The sequence below is a fragment of the Brevibacterium sp. LAARM2_SD2 genome (genome assembly GCF_057364785.1).
Map to the genome: position 1 here is coordinate 19844 of NZ_JBNFOM010000023.1, position 16272 is coordinate 36115.

General features: G+C 69.7%; 15 protein-coding genes. 3 read left to right on the forward strand and 12 right to left on the reverse strand.

The window, feature by feature from the left end; translation table 11 throughout:
• Window positions 1–152: 152 nt before the first annotated feature.
• Entirely contained in the window at window positions 153–470 is a 318-nt protein-coding gene (locus AC2W7K_RS13915; RefSeq protein ID WP_063251021.1) for a hypothetical protein, read from the forward strand.
• Window positions 471–608: 138 nt separating this feature from the next.
• Here AC2W7K_RS13915 and gap read toward each other — a convergent pair whose 3' ends face one another.
• The 4 genes from gap to AC2W7K_RS13935 all read right to left on the reverse strand — a co-directional run bounded on the left by gap (window position 609) and on the right by AC2W7K_RS13935 (window position 6314).
• Entirely contained in the window at window positions 609–1604 is a 996-nt protein-coding gene (gene gap / locus AC2W7K_RS13920) for a type I glyceraldehyde-3-phosphate dehydrogenase (RefSeq protein WP_009381013.1), read from the reverse strand.
• Window positions 1605–1769: 165 nt separating this feature from the next.
• Window positions 1770–2798, reverse strand: coding sequence for a GlxA family transcriptional regulator (locus AC2W7K_RS13925; protein ID WP_009381015.1), 1029 nt, complete (start codon window positions 2796–2798; stop codon window positions 1770–1772).
• Window positions 2799–2968: 170 nt separating this feature from the next.
• Window positions 2969–4876 carry a serine hydrolase domain-containing protein gene (locus tag AC2W7K_RS13930; protein ID WP_223289905.1) on the reverse strand — a complete coding sequence of 636 codons (1908 nt, stop codon included), beginning with the start codon at window positions 4874–4876 and terminating at the stop codon, window positions 2969–2971.
• 226 nt (window positions 4877–5102) lie between these two features.
• A complete protein-coding gene (locus AC2W7K_RS13935) occupies window positions 5103–6314 on the reverse strand; it encodes a cation:proton antiporter (protein WP_009381018.1) in 1212 nt (403 codons plus the stop codon).
• A 184-nt stretch (window positions 6315–6498) separates the two neighbouring features.
• On the opposite strand from AC2W7K_RS13935, the gene AC2W7K_RS13940 reads away from it, so the two are divergent.
• Window positions 6499–7092: an SRPBCC family protein gene (locus tag AC2W7K_RS13940; RefSeq protein ID WP_009381019.1), complete on the forward strand. Its 594-nt coding sequence runs from the start codon at window positions 6499–6501 to the stop codon at window positions 7090–7092.
• 64 nt (window positions 7093–7156) lie between these two features.
• Here the strand turns inward: AC2W7K_RS13940 and AC2W7K_RS13945 are convergent, their stop codons facing one another.
• The gene (locus AC2W7K_RS13945; protein WP_009381024.1) at window positions 7157–8698 is read right to left on the reverse strand and encodes an outer membrane protein assembly factor BamB family protein; all 1542 of its coding nucleotides are present in this window, start codon (window positions 8696–8698) and stop codon (window positions 7157–7159) included.
• A 147-nt stretch (window positions 8699–8845) separates the two neighbouring features.
• Here AC2W7K_RS13945 and AC2W7K_RS13950 point away from each other — a divergent pair, with 147 nt between their 5' ends.
• The gene (locus AC2W7K_RS13950; protein WP_009381026.1) at window positions 8846–9481 is read left to right on the forward strand and encodes a DJ-1/PfpI family protein; all 636 of its coding nucleotides are present in this window, start codon (window positions 8846–8848) and stop codon (window positions 9479–9481) included.
• Between the two features lie 124 nt (window positions 9482–9605).
• On the opposite strand, the gene AC2W7K_RS13955 is transcribed toward AC2W7K_RS13950, so the two are convergent.
• The 7 genes from AC2W7K_RS13955 to AC2W7K_RS13985 all read right to left on the reverse strand — a co-directional run bounded on the left by AC2W7K_RS13955 (window position 9606) and on the right by AC2W7K_RS13985 (window position 16242).
• Window positions 9606–10226 carry a response regulator gene (locus AC2W7K_RS13955; protein ID WP_009381027.1) on the reverse strand — a complete coding sequence of 207 codons (621 nt, stop codon included), beginning with the start codon at window positions 10224–10226 and terminating at the stop codon, window positions 9606–9608.
• Window positions 10223–11077 (reverse strand): sensor histidine kinase, encoded by an 855-nt coding sequence (locus AC2W7K_RS13960; RefSeq protein ID WP_486006306.1) that lies wholly within the window; start codon window positions 11075–11077, stop codon window positions 10223–10225. The genes AC2W7K_RS13955 and AC2W7K_RS13960 overlap by 4 nt, the downstream gene beginning before the upstream one ends.
• Entirely contained in the window at window positions 11074–11415 is a 342-nt protein-coding gene (locus AC2W7K_RS13965) for a hypothetical protein (RefSeq protein ID WP_486006303.1), read from the reverse strand. Before AC2W7K_RS13965 ends, AC2W7K_RS13960 begins: the two co-directional genes overlap by 4 nt.
• A gap of 128 nt (window positions 11416–11543) precedes the next feature.
• Window positions 11544–13853, reverse strand: a complete 2310-nt coding sequence (locus AC2W7K_RS13970; RefSeq protein WP_063251020.1) for an MMPL family transporter — start codon at window positions 13851–13853, stop codon at window positions 11544–11546.
• 160 nt (window positions 13854–14013) lie between these two features.
• Complete coding sequence (locus tag AC2W7K_RS13975; RefSeq protein ID WP_009381031.1) at window positions 14014–14580, reverse strand: isochorismatase family protein; 567 nt, start codon at window positions 14578–14580, stop codon at window positions 14014–14016.
• A gap of 160 nt (window positions 14581–14740) precedes the next feature.
• Window positions 14741–15376, reverse strand: a complete 636-nt coding sequence (locus AC2W7K_RS13980; RefSeq protein WP_156491211.1) for a GrpB family protein — start codon at window positions 15374–15376, stop codon at window positions 14741–14743.
• Window positions 15373–16242: a siderophore-interacting protein gene (locus AC2W7K_RS13985; protein WP_063251019.1), complete on the reverse strand. Its 870-nt coding sequence runs from the start codon at window positions 16240–16242 to the stop codon at window positions 15373–15375. Before AC2W7K_RS13985 ends, AC2W7K_RS13980 begins: the two co-directional genes overlap by 4 nt.
• Window positions 16243–16272 lie beyond the last annotated feature (30 nt).

Genomic DNA, 16272 nt, shown 5'->3' on the forward strand with positions numbered 1-16272 from the left:
GACGAGCGTAATCCTCGGCACTGACATGAGATGATCGGAGTGGATTCGAACGGCGATCGGCGAAAAACGCCGATGGCGTTCCGCAATCGTCGCCGAGAGGGAACTGACAGCGCGTCTTGGCACGTGCAACATCGGTCTGGCAGTGTTGAGCCATGAACAGCGAAGAGATGATCATCGACGGGCCCCTGGCCCGCGCGGCACGGATCCTCTGCCAGGTCTCGGCGGCCGATGTCGCCGCGCAGGCGGAGATCGACAAGGCCGACCTCAAGGACTACGAGAAGTGCCGCGACGACCTCACCTCGGAACAGGAGCGTCGACTCGTCCACGCTCTCGAGCACTACGGCGCCCACTTCATCCCCGACGGCGATGACGGCGGATACGGCGTGCGCCTGCGATTCAATCGGCTCAAGGTCCGCGCCGTCGAGCGCTGGGAGAACGAAGGCGGCACGACCGGCGCCGACGACGTCTGATCCCACGCAGGCGGCGTGTTCGGCACACCCCGAACACGCAGCCTGCGACCGGTGAATGCACTGCGGGGCGCCCCTCTCGATGAGGGACGCCCCGCAGTGCGATTCGAGCTCAGGCGCCGCTGAACTCAACCGCCGGTCTCAGCTGCGGCCGATGAGTTCGAGGTTGTCGACGACGCGGTTGGAGAAGCCCCATTCGTTGTCGTACCAGGCGACGACCTTGACGTTGCGGCCGTCGACGCGGGTGAGTTCGGCGTCGAAGATCGACGAGGCGGGCTGCCCGACGATGTCGGAGGAGACCACGGGCTCCTCTTCGTAGTCGAGGATGCCGTTGAGCGGTCCGTCGGCGGCCGCGCGGTAGGCGGCGAGCACCTCGTCGCGGGTGACGTCGCGGGAGACCGTCGTGTTGAGTTCGACGATCGAGCCGACCGGAACCGGCACGCGCATCGCGTCGCCGCTGAGCTTGCCGTCGAGGCCCGGAAGCACGAGTCCGATGGCCTTCGCCGCGCCGGTCGAGGTCGGGATGATGTTCGCCGCCGCAGCGCGCGCCCGACGCGGATCCTTGTGCGGGCCGTCCTGGAGGTTCTGGTCGCCGGTGTAGGCGTGGACGGTGGTCATGAAGCCGTGCTCGATTCCGGCGAGGTCGTCGAGGACCTTCGCAAGCGGGGCGAGTGCGTTCGTCGTGCACGAGGCATTGGAGATGATCGTCGCCTCGGGGGTGTAGGCATCGGTGTTGACACCGTAGGCCAGGGTGACGTCCGCACCCTTCGAGGGGGCGCTGACGAGGACCTTCTTCGCTCCGGCGTCGATGTGTGCGCGGGCCTTGTCCGCCTTGGTGAAGCGGCCGGTGGACTCGAGGACGACGTCGATGTCGAGGTCGCCCCACGGCAGCTGGGCCGGGTCCTTCTCGGCGAAGACGCGGATCGAGTGGCCGTTGACGACGATGCTGTCGCCGGTGGCCTCGACGGTTCCGGGGAAGCGTCCGAGGGTGGTGTCGAACTTGAGGAGACGAGCGAGCTCCTCGACGTCACCGAGGTCGTTGATCGCGACGACGTCGATCTCGCTGTTGCGCTCGCTGAGCGCGCGCAGGGTGGCGCGACCGATGCGACCGAATCCGTTGATGGCGATGCGGGTCAATGTCTCTCCTTGGGAGGTCTGATAACCGGTACATCACCATGATCCCCAGCGCGACGACCCGACAACAGTGGCCAGCACGACAACCTGCGAAAGGTTCTCGCCAGTCTTATTGCCACAAAGCGAAAGTTTCCGGCCACACCTGCTCTCACCACGACAAGCTGTGTCTCAGCCCGAGAACGTGTGCCGGTACTCGTTCGGGGAGATCGAGAGGATGCGCTGGAAGTGCATCCGCAGGTTCGCCCCGGTGCCGAGCCCCACCTGGTCGGCGATCTGCTCGATCCCCAGGTCGGTGTTCTCCAGCAGCTCCCGGGCGAGGTCGACGCGGGCGCGGAGCACCCACTGCATCGGGGTGTACCCGGTGTCCTCGACGAAGCGCCGGGAGAATGTGCGCACCGAGACTCCGGCGTTCGCGGCGAGCTGGCCGAGGGTGAGCTCCTCCCCGATGTGCTGCAGCGCCCACTGCCGGGTGTCGGCGAAGACGTCGCCGAGGGGCTCGGGAACGCTGCGGGGCACATACTGCGCCTGCCCGGCACTCCGATAGGCTGCGGCGACGAGACGGCGGGCGACCTGGTTGGACAGGCCCACACCGTGGTCGCGCCGAATGAGATGGAGACAGAGGTCGATCGCCGAGGCGGCCCCCGCCGAGGTGAGCAGCTGACCTTCGTCGATGAAGAGGACGTTCTCGTCGACGTCGATCGTCGGATAGCGGCGGGCGAGCGCCTGCGCCGTCGACCAGTGGGTCGTCGCCCGACGGCCGTCGAGGAGACCCGTGCGCGCAAGGACGAAGGTGCCCGTCGACAATGCTGCGATCCGCGCGCCCCGCTCGAAGGCGGTGAGGAGTCCGCCGATGACAGCGGCCGGGGCCTCCCCTGCGACCGCCGAGGAGGCCCCGGGGATGAGAATCGTGTCGGCCTCGGCGAGCGCCTCGAGCCCGTGGTCGACGGCGAAGGAGAGTCCGTCGGCTCCGGTGACCGTTCCGGGTTCGACCCCGCACACGGTCACCGAGTAGGGCCAGCCACCGGCGGTCGTCGCCGTCCCGGGCACCTGGCCGACGCTGTTCGACTCGGCGCCGAAGACCTGCACCGGGACGCCGAGGTCGATCGCCGAGACCCCCGCGAGCACGAGCACGGCCATGCGGTGAGGTTTCGGGCGCGGGGTGCGCCGTGCTGAGGGCAGCAGTGCGTCGGCAGTCATCGTGCCCTCCAGTCTAGGCACTCACCTGGGCCTGTCGGCGTAACCCCGGCAGGCGTCGGACCGGGAACCCCGGCGGGGGTCGGGCCGGGGGCCACGGCTCGCGCCGGGGCGAACTCGGTCTCCGTCGTCGCCGTGTGTTCGGCTGCGGTCGCCTTCGCCCGTGCGCGCAGTCAGTACGCGTAGCTGCCGGGGACGATTCCCGGCAGGGTTGCCACGCCGATTCCCCCGCCTGCGACGAGACCGCTGCCTACGGTCCCGGCGTGGAGTCCGACGGGTGCGGCGGCTCCCGACCCGGCCCCTGCCGGAGGGGCCGCGCCCGCACCCACCGCGGGATTCGACCCCGCGGTTCCGGCAGGATTCTCCGTCCCTGCACCGGCCGGTGCGCCGGCGACACCGGCAGCGCCGGGGGCCTCGACGGTCCCGGTCCGCGCCTCGGCAGCACCGGTGAGCGGCCCGGGGGTCACCGCCTTCTCGGGCAGCGCCGATGGGGTCGGGGGGACCACCTCGGCGGGGACAGCCTCGGTGATGGCTTCGAACATCGCCAGGGTGCCGTGCTGGGCGGCCAGGGACACGGGTTCCGGATCGGAGGAGAGCTTGACGCCCACGGTCTGCGTGGCACGGTCGATGTAGAGCATCTGCCCGTGGATGCCGATGCCGATGACGACGTCTCGACTGGCCGAGGGCACCCAGAACTGGCTCCGGTACATCCCGCCGGGATACGACTGGCCGGAGGCGGATTCGGCGAAGACCTGCGCCGAGTCAGGACCGCCTGCGAAGATGTCGTCGACCCAGGCCTCGGAGACGACGCGGGTGCCGTCGGCGTTGACCCCGCCGCGGGCGATCATCTCGCCGAAGCGACCGAGGTCGCGCAGGGTCGTGCTGATGGCGCCGTCGGCGATCGAGCCGCCCCATCGGTCCTGACAGACCTGCGCCGCGTGGGCGGCACCGATGCGCGACCACACGAATTCGCTGGCGACGACAGCGAACGGGCGTCCGACGACGTTCTCGCACACCCAGGCGAGCACGTCGGTCTCACAGCTGCGGTAGACGAAGGAGGACCCGTGTTCGCGTTCGCTCGTCAGCCCGGTGAGGAAGTCCTTGATCCCGTGCGCCGAGGTGGGGGTCCGCGGCGCGAAGTCGACGGCCTCGAAGAGCCTGCGGATCTCCGAGCCGTCCTCGAGGTACTCCTCGGAGAACTTCACGCCCGAGCGCATATCGAGGAGGTCGCGGATCGTGGCCCCGGCATAGCCGCTCTTGCCGAGCGCGGGAACATGGGTGGTGACGAGGTCGTCGACGCGGAGCAGTCCCGCATCGGCGAGCGCGCCGACGACGATCGAGACGATCGACTTGCTCACGGAGAAGAGCATGTGGCGCCGGGCCGGCTTCATCGGCCACGCGTACTCCTCGGCGATCGCGACCCCGCCGCGGGTGACGAGCCAGGCGTCGGTGAAGGTGTTGGCGAGGACGTCGCCGACGGTCGTCCAGCCTTCGTCGTCTGCCGCGGTCCACTTCTTCGCATCGATCGTCAGCGACCGGAAGTCGTTGTCCTGCGAGATGTACTCGCACACGGAGCCGATGCCGCGCGGGATCCCGGCGCTGGGGAAGATCTCCTCCATCCGGGTGAGCGCGAAGGCGAAGTACTCCGGCCACTTCCAGGAGTCGAGGTCGATGCTCTCGAGGATCGCCTCGGACGGGTCGACGATCGCCTCTTCGCTCGCCGAGGTGAGTTCGCCGACGTGGGGCAGCGGCCGCTTCCCGGGTCCGCCGGGTCCCGCCGCACCGGAACCGGAGCCGGCCGCGTCATCGCCGGTGGGATCCTCGCCGAGGCGGTCCGTGCCGTGCGAACGGTCCGTGCCGTCCGAGCCCTGGCCGCCGCGATCGCCGCTGCCTCCGCGGTCCGTGCCTTCGCCCGCCGAGGCGTCGGTGGCCTGCGTGCGCTCGGCATCGGACTTCTCGTCGCCGTCGATGCCCTTGGTGTTGCCCGACAGCGCCCCGATGCGTCGGGTGGCGGGGTTATGAGTCAGGCTGTGGAGCACCTTCTTCATATCCGCCATCTCTGCCTCCGTCTGTGGTCTCATGCACCGCCGAGCCTACCTCCCGGACATGGACGGCAACAGCCTCCGGAGCCTCAGATCGTGAATCCCACGGCCTCACCGGCTGAGACGGAACGCTGTCACCAGGAAGGACACGCGCGGCAGTTACCTATCAGTTATTTAACTTACAACCATCCGACACGAGAAGTTCAGACCCGCGTCGCGGACGGTTCGCCGCAGCGCTCACGCGCCCTCGCCCGTGTCTCCCCGTTCACCGCGTCTCGTCGAGGCTCGTCTCCGACGGCGCCCTGGTGGACCGGAGGACCGCAGCGAGAGCCGGGAAGACGAGGACGGTGCACGCGCCGGCGAGGACGAGGAGGGACCCGATGTCGGCGGTGAGCAGACCGGAGCTCTCAGCCAGGGAGGTCACGGCGACGATGATCGGCAGTCCCGTGGCCCCGTAGAGGCCCACCTGCGCCTGCTCCCTGAGACCGCTGACGCCGGGGGTGATGCAGAGGAAGCGCTCACCGAGCATGAGCGGCAGACCTCTGAGCAGCAGGATCGCTGTGAAGAACCAGAGGAGGGTGAGGGGCTGTTCGGCGACGGCGGCCAGGGCGATGCCCATCCCCGAGTAGACGAAGAAGACGGGGATGAAGAAGGAGAACCCCAGGGTCTGGAGGCCGACCTCGAGACGTTCGACCGCCTCGGCGGGGGCGATCCGCTTGACGAGCATGCCGGCCATGAACGCACCGAGGACGACGTCGAGGTCGAGGAGGGCGGAGAGGAACATCAGGGCGATGAGGACGAGCATGATCGTGCGCAGCACGAGTTGGGAGGTGCCGCTGGCGCCGTCGATCATCGCCCGCTGCAGGGAGGGGATGCGGCTGCCGAGGTGGAGGGGGATGACGACGGTGAGAGCCATGATGACGACGAAGGCGACGAGGATGAGGGCGCTGAGGGAGAAGCTGCGTCCCGAGAGGAGGAGGGCCATGGCGAGCACGGGGCCGAGCTCGCCGACGGCGCCGTGGACCATCGTGCCCGCTCCCACGGGGGTGCGCAGGACCCCTGCGCTGGTGAGGATCGGCAGGAGCGTGCCCAGGGCAGTCGAGGTGAGGGCCAGGCCGATGGCCGCCCAGCCGAAGAATCCGAGATCACCGGCGAAGAGTGCGGAGAAGCCGACGGCGAGGGCGAAGCTCACAGCCCAGACCAGCCACGAGAGCCTGCCCTGCCGCGACTTCATCGCCTGCGGGTCGATCTCGAAGCCCGCGAGGAGGAAGAGGAGGCCGAGTCCGATCTCTGAGAGGAGGCCGAGGCTCTCTGACGGGTGGGCGAGTCCGAGCACGGAGGGACCGATGAGGAGACCGCCGAGGAGGAGCCACACCGTGTCGGGCACCCATCCGCGGGTGAGCCTGGCCAGCAGCGGCGAGACGCAGACGACGGCGACCATGAGGACCAGCGGTGCGAACTCTTCTGCGGTGTCCATAGCGCTCAGGGTACAAGCCGGATCGGGCTGCGGACCGTTCGCCGCGGAACGGTGACGCGAATGTGATCGGGTCGCCGTCCACCCCGTCAGGCTCTGCCGGCCGCCCCGGAAGGTCGGCTAGTCTCGTGGGCACAGGGTCCCGTGGCACGGGGACCCCTCCACCCGATGCGAGGAGTGACACACGATGCCCGTCATCCAGATCGACCCCGACCGCTCGGCCGACTGCCTCACGATCGGCTGGCGACTGCCGGCCGGCGCCGACGCTGTGTGGGCGCATCTGCAGGACGTCGACGCTCTCAGCGAGTGGCTCGGGCGACCGCTGACCTTCGACAGCCGCCTCGGCGGTGAGATCATCGTCGACCATGCCGACAGCTACCTGTGCCGGTCGGAGGTCCTTGCGATCGACGGCCACTCCGCAGAGATGACGTGGTCGTTCCCGGACGAGCCGACGAGCCGGATCTCCGTGGCGGTCGCCGCCGGCGATCTCAGCGGAGAGGGCGTGGAGGGCCCGTCGGCCGACGGCACGTCCGCCTCCGGACCGTCAGCCGACGGCACGTCCACCTCCGGGCGGTCAGCCGACGGCGGCGACGAAGAGCCTGCGAGCGTGCTCACTCTGCGTCACCTGGGCCTCGGCGACCTCATCGACTCCTACGCGACGGGCTGGCTCACCCACCTGAGCTTCTTCGAAGCGTCGCTGGCGGGCACGCCGCTGCCGTGGGAGCAGTTCTGGCCGCTGTGCGAGACCTTCGATCGGCTCCTCGACCGCACGGGTCGCTGAGCGGCTCAGGCGCTGACGGTCAGGCCAGCTGATCGACGAACCCACACGAGCGAACGGCGCCTGGTCACCGGTCGATGACGACCCACATCGTCGTCGAGTCCTCGTCGGAGACGAGCACGAACCGCCGGCTCGAGGACAGAGATGCGAACTCGGAAGTCTGCTTCTCAGAGACCTCTCTGCCCGTCGCCGCTTCATAGAAGCGCGTCGTCCCGGCGTCGGTGACGACGACGAGACCGAGGTCGGGCAGCACTCCCTGACCGCCCCACGGCATGCCGAACTGGGCGTCGTCCTCCGCGGTGGGAGCAGAGACGGTCCTCACGTCGCCTGCCGACCAGACGGTCCTTCCCGTCCGTGCATCGAGCGCGTCGACCGACTTCTGCAGCCCGGGCACGATGACGAGGGGGCCGTCGGGCCCGTCGACGGGGGCGGTCTGCGGGGCGCCGGGGAACCCGAGGGAGTCGAGGCCCGCCTCAGGGGCATCCGCCGTCCATGCCTTCAGTCCACCGGTGGAGCCCTGGTACTTGATCGCCGAGGCGTAGAGCTGGGGCTGGAGGCACGTCGGCTCTCCCTGCGGGGTGAACGCGGGTTCGACTGCGCACACGGGCTCGACGATGTCCTCCATCGTCGCCTCGGTCTGCGCGCCGGCGCCCTGCGTGCCCGAGCCCTGAGTGTCGGCGACCGCCATGACCGGATCCGTCGACTGCGGAGGGGCGGCGGGCAGGTCGAGGACGGCGGTGCGCGTCACCGCGGCCGAGAGCGGATCGTCGGGGTCCTCGGCTCCGTAGACGTAGAGGGCGGACGCCGGGTCCGTGGTGGGTCTGACGTCGTAGTAGTCGACACCCGTGTCGTCGACGGTGCGCGCGGTCTCGAGCGAGATCGTCGAATGCTCCCCCGTCTTCAGGTCGATCCGGCTGAGCGCGGATGTCCCATCATCGTCCCAGGACAGGTATCCCGTCGACCGGTCGGGTGAGATGTTGACCGCTGTGCCGCCGAACGTCCGGGCTTCCTCGCCCAACGACAGCGCAGGCCAGGCTTCCTTCCCCGTGCGGGGATCGAGGGCGACGACCATGAGGTTGCCCTCCGGCGACGTCGGCTCACACCCCGAGTCCTCCATCCCGAGGTAGGCGAGGAGGATGAGGTCGCCCTCGCCGAGGTTGGGGCTCACTCCCGTGGTCTGCGACCCGAATCCCGTGGCCGGGTGGCAGGTGCCCTCATCGCCGGGCACCGTGAACGACCACTGCTCACTGCCGTCCGACCACGCGTAGGCCGTCGTCGTGCCCGAGTAATCATGGATGATGACGTTCTCACCGGCCAAGTATGCCTCCGCCCCGCCGCGCTCGTCGTCGATGAGGGTGTCCCTGCTCCACAGTTCGCTGCCGGTCGCGTCGATGACGCGCACCTTCTGGGCATTCCAGTCGGTGATGAGCGCACGGCCGACACCGTCGTCGACGACGACGGAGGACAGGGAGTCGAGCTCGATCGGGTCGCTGAGGGTGGGGACGGTGGTGGGAGTCGGTGTCTGCTCAGTGGACGGAGCAGTGGCACTGCAGCCGGTCGCCGCCAGCAACGTCGCAGCCGTGACGGCGAAAACGGCGCGCAGGTTCATCGGGGAATCCTCACATTCATGAGCTGATCGTAGTCCACGTGTAGTCACGTTGTCGGGCAATGGTCGAGCGCCAGCTGTCGGCGGTGTGGATCCCGCCCGGTCCCGCACCGATGATCTCGTGTCACCACCGGGCTCTACGATGAGCCCATGAGTCCGTCACCGCGCACCGTGGGCATCGTCCTCTTCGAGGGCTTCGAACTCCTCGACGTCTTCGGTCCCGTCGAACTGCTCAGCGTCGTCCCCGACGGCTTCGCCATCACCTACCTCGCGGCGAGCCCGGGACCGGTCCGGAGCAGTCAGGGCGCCGAGGTGGTCGCCACCGACTCCCTGTCCGACTCCCTGGCATCGGGGTCGGTTCCCGACATCGTTCTCGTGCCCGGCGGAGGCGGAACGCGAGGACTCGTCGACGACCACGACTTGCTCGACCTCATCGCCGCGTGGGCGTCGCGGGCCTCCGTTGTCACCTCGGTGTGCACCGGTTCGGCGGTGCTCGCAGCGGCCGGGCTGCTCGAGGGGTACCGGGCGACGTCGAACAAGCGGGCCTTCGCTTGGGCGTCGGCGCAGGGGACGGACGTCGAATGGGTGCCGCACGCCCGCTGGGTCGAGGACCGGGACCGGTGGACGTCGTCGGGCGTGGCGGCGGGCATGGACATGACTGCCGCGCTCATCGCCCGCCTGGTCGGTGAAGAGGCGGCGACCACTGCTGCCCGCACCGTCGAACTCGAGGTCCACAGCGATCCGGACTGGGATCCCTTCGCCGAGCACTACGGGCTCGGGATGTAGGCCATGGGGCGCGGCGGCATGACAGACCGTAGTTGGGACGAGGTGCGTGCCACCTGCGGGCGCAGCTTCGGCCGGGATGCCGCCACGGGCCGAACGCCCGATCAACCTGCCCCCACGGACTGCCTCACACGAGACCGAGGTCCTCCGCGACCCGGATCGCCCGCGCTCGCGAATCGACGCCGAGCTTGGCGAAGACGTTGACAAGGTGACTCTTGACGGTCGCTTCGGTGACGAAGAGCTCCTGCGCGATCTGCGCATTCGAGGCCCCGGTGGCGAGCAGGGCGACGACCTCACGTTCCCGGCGGGTGAGCTGCGGACCGGGATTGCGCATCTGCGCGATCGCCTTCGCGCTGATCTCCGGCGGAAGGTAGGTCTCGCCCCGGGCCGCGCGCTCGATCGCCACGGAGATTTCGGTCGGTTCGATGTCCTTGAGGAGGTAGCCCGCCGCGCCGGCGCTCAAGGCTGCGACGATCTCCGCATCATGGTCGAAGGTCGTGAGGATGAGCACCGCGGGTGGTGTCGGCATGTTCCGCAGAGCCGTAGTCGTCGCGATCCCGTCCATGCCCTCACCCAGACGCAGGTCGCACACGACGACGTCAGGGCTCAACCGCTCGGAGAGGGTGAGCGCCTCTTCCCCACTGCCGGCTTCTCCGACGACCTCGATGTGCTCGGGAACGTCGATGACCGCGCGAAGCCCGGCCCTGACCACAGGGTGGTCGTCGACGAGGATGACCCTGATCGTCATCTGCGCCCTCCTCGCGGAAGCGTCGCCGAGATCGCGAAGCCCGCTCCCGGGGCGGTCTCGATGTCGAGCTCGCCCCCGAGTTCACGCATCCGCGAGGCGATGAAGTCGAGTCCGAACCCCGAGTCGGTCTTCCGCGTCCGAGTCTGTGGGTCGGCCAAGCCGACGCCGTCGTCGACGATGTCCATTCTGATCGAATCGCCGAGGTCGCTCAGGCTCACGCGCACGCGTGTGGCCTGCGCATGCTGACGGACGTTGGCGAGCGCCGACTGCGCGGTCCGCAGGAGGGCGACCTCCGCCTCGGCGGGCAGGGCCGGCCAAGTCTCATCGACGGTGAGGTCCGCCAGGATCGTCGTATCGGACTCGAGCCTGCTGAGCAGGCGGCCGATGGCCGCGGGCAGGGCGGCATCCTCGAGTTCGGCCGGGGCGAGTGCGGCGATGATCCGACGGACATCGCGCGACCCCTGGGCGGCGAGATCCTCGACCTGTCGCAGCACCTGCGCGGCATGGGCGTCTGTCGTGCGATCCGCCTCGGCGTGGGAGATGAGGCGGATCGAGGAGATCTCCTGGGCCACGGTGTCGTGGATGTCCCGAGACACCCGGGTCCGCTCCTCGATCTCTCCCGCATGACGCTGGGTGAGGGCGAGTTCGTCCTGGACGTCGAGGAGGCTGCGGTGGGCGGCCTCCAGCGACTGGAGCAGCTCCTCGCGTCGGCGTCCCTCCCGGAGGAGTTCGATGTATCCGCGGGAGAGCCCGAGGGCGAAGACCGCGCCGATGAGGGAGCCGATGACCGCGGGAGTGCTCACGCTTCCGTGGTGGATGAGCGGTGCCGCGACGGTCGCGAGGTAGGTCACGGCGGTGAAGACGACGGCGATGGGCAGGGAGAAGAGGTGACCGGCGAGCAGCCAGAGGAGGAACGCGACCCAGATGAATTCGGCGGAGAGACGAGCATGAGCAGCCAGATCGCGGCGAGGACGAGCAGCCACCATCGGGCGAGGTCGACCGAGCCGCTGCGGGCGGCCCGCACCGCGCCGAACCCGTACCAGGCGAGGAGGACGAGACTGACCGCAACCACTGCGAGAACCGGGGCTCCCGCAGTGATCGCCCGGAGGCTCGAGATCACGGTGAGGACGACAGCGATCGCGTGCTGACCGATCTCCATCGTCCGCGCCGTCCACCTGTGTGGGCCCACTGCTCCTCCTTCTCCCCCACCGTCAGGATAGTCGTCGGGGCGGCCCGCCGCGGCGGCCGAACCTGCATCCGCAGGCGTCCGCGCGTCTTCTGCTGCGGCCGCGGACCGCCCCGGTTGGGTCCCGACTGTCACCGGGCGTACCCAATCGGACCGCCGGTGCGGGCGGAACCTTCCTCGACTGCGACGTCGGCCCCGACCGCGAGGCCGACGTTCGCGCGCGATACCAGCTGGGCGGTGGTGCTGTCCTCGCCGCGGGTTCCCGTCCCCGCATCCGGCGCGAACTCGGTGATCGCCCGGTCCGGCCACCAGATCCGGGGACCGGCGAGCGCGATGATCGCGGGCACGATGACGGTGCGGACGAGGACCGTGTCGACGAGGACGCCGACGCCGACGATGAGCCCGAGTTGGCCGAGCACCATGAGCGGGAGCATACCGAGGGCGGCGAAGACCCCGGCGAGGACGATGCCCGCGCTCGTGATCACCCCGCCGGTGTGGGCGAGGGCTTCGATGATGCCCTGCCTCGACCCGTGGAGCGCCGACTCCTTCTTCGCCCGGTGGGAGAGGAAGATCGAATAGTCGATGCCGAGGGCGACGAGGAAGAGGAACGCGAGGATCGGCACCTGCGCGTCGATCGCCGCCTGCCCGAAGAAGACCCTGCTCAGCGCCGACCCGAGGCCGATCGCCGCCGCCGTCGAGGCGACGTTGACGACGAGGAGGGTGAGGGCGACCAGCGGTGCCCGGAGGATAGCGAGGAGGACGAGGAAGCTGATGGCGAGGATGAGCGGAGCGATCGTCGCGAGGTCCCGGGCGTTGCCGTCACGGGCGTCGAGCTCGGTCGCCGCGGCCCCTCCGACCTCGGCGTGCGCGCCGTCGACCGCGTGGACCTGAGAGCGGATCGTCTCGACGAGGGCGAGTCCCTCCGGGCTGTCGGGTTCGTACTCGCCGGTGACCATGATCTTCGCGATCCGGTATCCCTCGACCGTCGCCTCGTCGACGGTCCCGGCACGGACGACCCCGTCGATGCCCGAGACCGCGTCGACGACCTCGTCGGCCTCGCCCGCGTCGGCGACGATCCAGATCGGCTGGGATTCCCCGGGCGGGAAGTGCTCGCCGAGGACGTCGAGTCCCTGGGCGGACTCCGACTGCACCCTGAACTTCTCCGACTGGTCGAGACCGACGGTCGTGCCGATGAAGCCGGCTGCCATGACCGCGAGGAGGGCGATGCCGACACCGAGGTGGATCCCCGGGCGGGCGACCACCCGGGTGGCGATGGCCCGCCAGAACGTCGGCGTGGTCGCACCCTGGGCCGAGCCTCGGGAAGCGGCGGCACCGCGGTCGGCAGCGGCACCGCGGTCGGCAGCGGCACCGTCGGCCGCCTCGGCGGGGTCGGCATCGTCGGCGGGACGCGGGACGAAGGGCCAGAACACGCGCCTGCCGCAGATCGCGAGGACGGGCGGGAGGGCGAGGAGGACCGCGCAGGCGGCGATGACGAGGCCGGCGGCAGCGGTGATGCCGAGTCCGCGGGTGCCGGGGATGACAGCGAGGACGAGGCTGAGCAGTGCGAGGACGACGGTGAGGTTCGAGGCGAGGATCGTCGTCGCCGTGTGCCGCCATGCCGTGGCGAGTGCGAACCGATGATCCGGGTGCCGGGTGAGCTCCTCGCGGTAGCGAGAGATGAGGAGGAGGGCGTAGTTCGCGCCGGCCCCGAAGACGAGCACGCTGATGATGCCGGCGTCGAACTGCAGATCGAGACCGTCGCCGATCGCCCCGGTCACGCGCCCGGCGAGTCCGTCGGCGGTGCCGATGACGATGAGCGGCAGCAGCCAGAGGATGGGCGAGCGGTAGGTGACGATGAGGAGGAGCGCGACGATGGCGATCGTGACGATGAGCAGGGTGAAGTCCGCGCCGTCGAAGGCTGAGGCGATGTCCGCGCCGATCGCCGGCCCACCGGTGACGAGCAGCTCCAGTCCCGTGTCCTCGAGCGCCTGCGCACCGGGATCCGCGGCGATCGTCCTCCGCAGCTCGCCGACCGTCTCGGCCGTCTCCGTGTTCGTCTGCCCGACGGTGATCGGCACCATGAGCAGGGCCGCCTCACCGTCGTCGCTGACGATCGGACCGCCGACCGCTTCACCGTCCTCGCCGAGGCGGGACCCCAGCTCGCCGAGCGCGTCCCGGTCCGCGGCGCTGAGCGTCGCGCCGCCGGGGCGGGAGGCGACGACCATGACCGACTGCTCGTTCGCGCCGGGGAACTGATCGAGGACCGCCTCGGCGCGCGCGGATTCCGAGTCCGGCGGGGCGGACTGCGTGGGACGGTCCTCACCGGCTCCGGAGAGGAGGCCGAAGAGGACGGTGACGAGGAGGACGAGGGCGGCGAGGACGAGCCAGGCGCCGCGTTTCGACACGAGGACCGTGCCGGTGCGAGTGAGCAGATTCTTCATGCCTCCAGCTCATCAGGGCAGGGGCACCGGGCACATCGCCTGTCGGTTGAGACTTCGTCTGCAACTTTCGATGGGGATATTCGCCGGGGAGACGAGGTGCTTCAGCCTGCTGAGAAGCGTCCGAGGCGATGCCGGCCGCGGGGCGCCGACCGAGCCGAGGTCAGTCGATGACGGCGCCGGCGGACTTCATCTCGGTGAGCGCCTGAGCACTCGAATCGGCGCCGACGCCGGCGATGAGGTCGGTGAGGACGCGCACGCGAAGGCCCTCGCTGAGACCGTCGAGGACGGTTGCGCGCACGCAGTGGTCGGTGGCGATGCCGACGACGTCCACCTCGGCGACGTCGAGCCTCTGCAGGAGATCGCCGAGGCGGTCCCCCGTCTCCGTCGCCCCTTCGAACGCGGAGTAGGCGGGCACCCCCTGACCCTTGCGCACCATGTGGGTGATCGGGCTCGTCGTCAGCAGCGGGTCGAAGGCCGCACCGTCGGTGTCGGCGACGCAGTGGACCGGCCACGAGTCGACGAAGTCGGGGTCCGCCGCGAAGTGCCCGCCATTGTCGTTCTCCCCGTCATGCCAGTCGGCGGACGCGATGATCGCGTCGTAGTCCCCGGCATACTCGCCGAGGTAGTCGGAGATCCTGGTCGCGACGGCATCGCCGCCGGTCACCGCGAGCGCTCCGCCCTCGGTGAAGTCGTTCTGGACGTCCACGATGAGAAGTGCCTTCGCCATCCAACGAGCATAGTCGCTCCGGACCGACGATGGCAGGGGTCGTGGTCGGCAGCGTCGAAGGGGCGGGTCAGTGCCGGCAACCCCGGCGGGGCGGGTCAGGGTCGGGGAACTCCTCGGCGCTCCGAGCTGCGGCGCGGCCACCCGATCGGACAGGGCAGCCTCAGATCCACCCGGCGGCGGCGAAGGCTCGCCGATAGATCTCGTGGATGACGGCCTGTTTGCGCGCGTTGTAGCCCATCGTCGTCTCCCCCGCGGCGTTCGCTTCGTCCGCGGCGCGCAGCTTCGCCTCGACGTAGCGTTCCCGATCCTCCGGGTTCGCCGTCAGCCACTCACGGAAGACGCGGTGCCGGGCGACTTCCGGGCAGTGGGGGCCGAAGACGTGGAGATTGCTCAGGGGCAGTTGCTGGATGCCATCGGGGTCCTGGTGCCGGAAGGCCCGGTGCTCATACCAGCCGGGTTCGCGGATGACGAGGTCGTAGCCCGCCTCGGCGAGCGCCGGCCGGTAGGCGTCCTCGTCACGGGGGTCGGCGACGACGAGGTCGATGTCGATGACGGGTTTCGCGACCAGACCCGGCACCGAGGTCGACCCGATGTGCTGGAGCGCGAGGACGCCCTTCCCGAGCGCACCTCTGATCGCGACGGCCAGCGCCTCGTACTGGGCGGCCCATGCCGGGTCGTGGTCGACGACGGCGATCTCGGCCCGGGGGCTGGGCTTGACCCACAGGTCGGGGTCGTCGATGTCGTTGAAGACGTCGATGTCAGCGGGGTCGACGTTGGTCGGATCGGCGGCTGTCATTCCGTCGACTCACCGGCCGGGACGTGAGCTGACCGTCTGTCTGACCAGTAGGCCTGGGAGAAGTGCCGCCGCCGGTCGAGCGGCAGCTCGCGGCGCAGGCCGTGGCGGACCGCAGAGACGAGCCCCCGCTCCCCCGCGACCCAGACGTAGAGACCTGCGGGGCCGAGTCCGAGGTCGCGCACATGGTCGATGAGCGCCTGACCGCGGGATCCGGTGCTGCGCACCCACGTCCAGGTCGCGTTCGCCCGCTGCCGCTGCGGGATGCCGTCCGTGTCACCGTCGTCCTCGATGATCGCCGTGGCCTCGACCTCATCGGGAATCCATGACAGCCACGAGTTCACCGCCGGCACGGTGCTGAGATCGCCGAGGAGGATGAGGCGCTTCGTATCCCGCGGCAGATCGAGGCGGTCCGGGGTGACGCAGGCGTTGATCACCGTTCCCGGCTGCGCTGCCTGCGCCCACCGCGTCGCCGGGCCGAAGGCGGCCTCGCCCGCAGTGCGGTGGTGCGGGAGTACGAGGTCGAGGGCGAACGACCCGGATCGGATGTCGACGTCGACGAACGTGTAGTCGCGGCGGCTGACACGGCCGGATCCGCGTGCGGGCCCCGGGTGGTCGGTGGTCGCAGCGTCGCCGTTACCTGCCTTCGCGGACCCATCGCCGGCCTTGGCGTCGGCACCGGCCGGAGACTCGGGAACCCACAGTCGCACCCACGCCGTGGGATAGACGTCGGTGAGATCGTGCAGGAGGTCGTCAACGGTGAAGTGGATGCGCCGGTAGCGATCGCTGAAGTCCTCGACTCGGGTGACGACGACCTCACGGTCGGTGCGGTGCCTCAGGCGCCTGATGCCGCGCGGCCAGGTGACCATGGTCAGCTCCTGTCGGCTCGGTTCGATCCG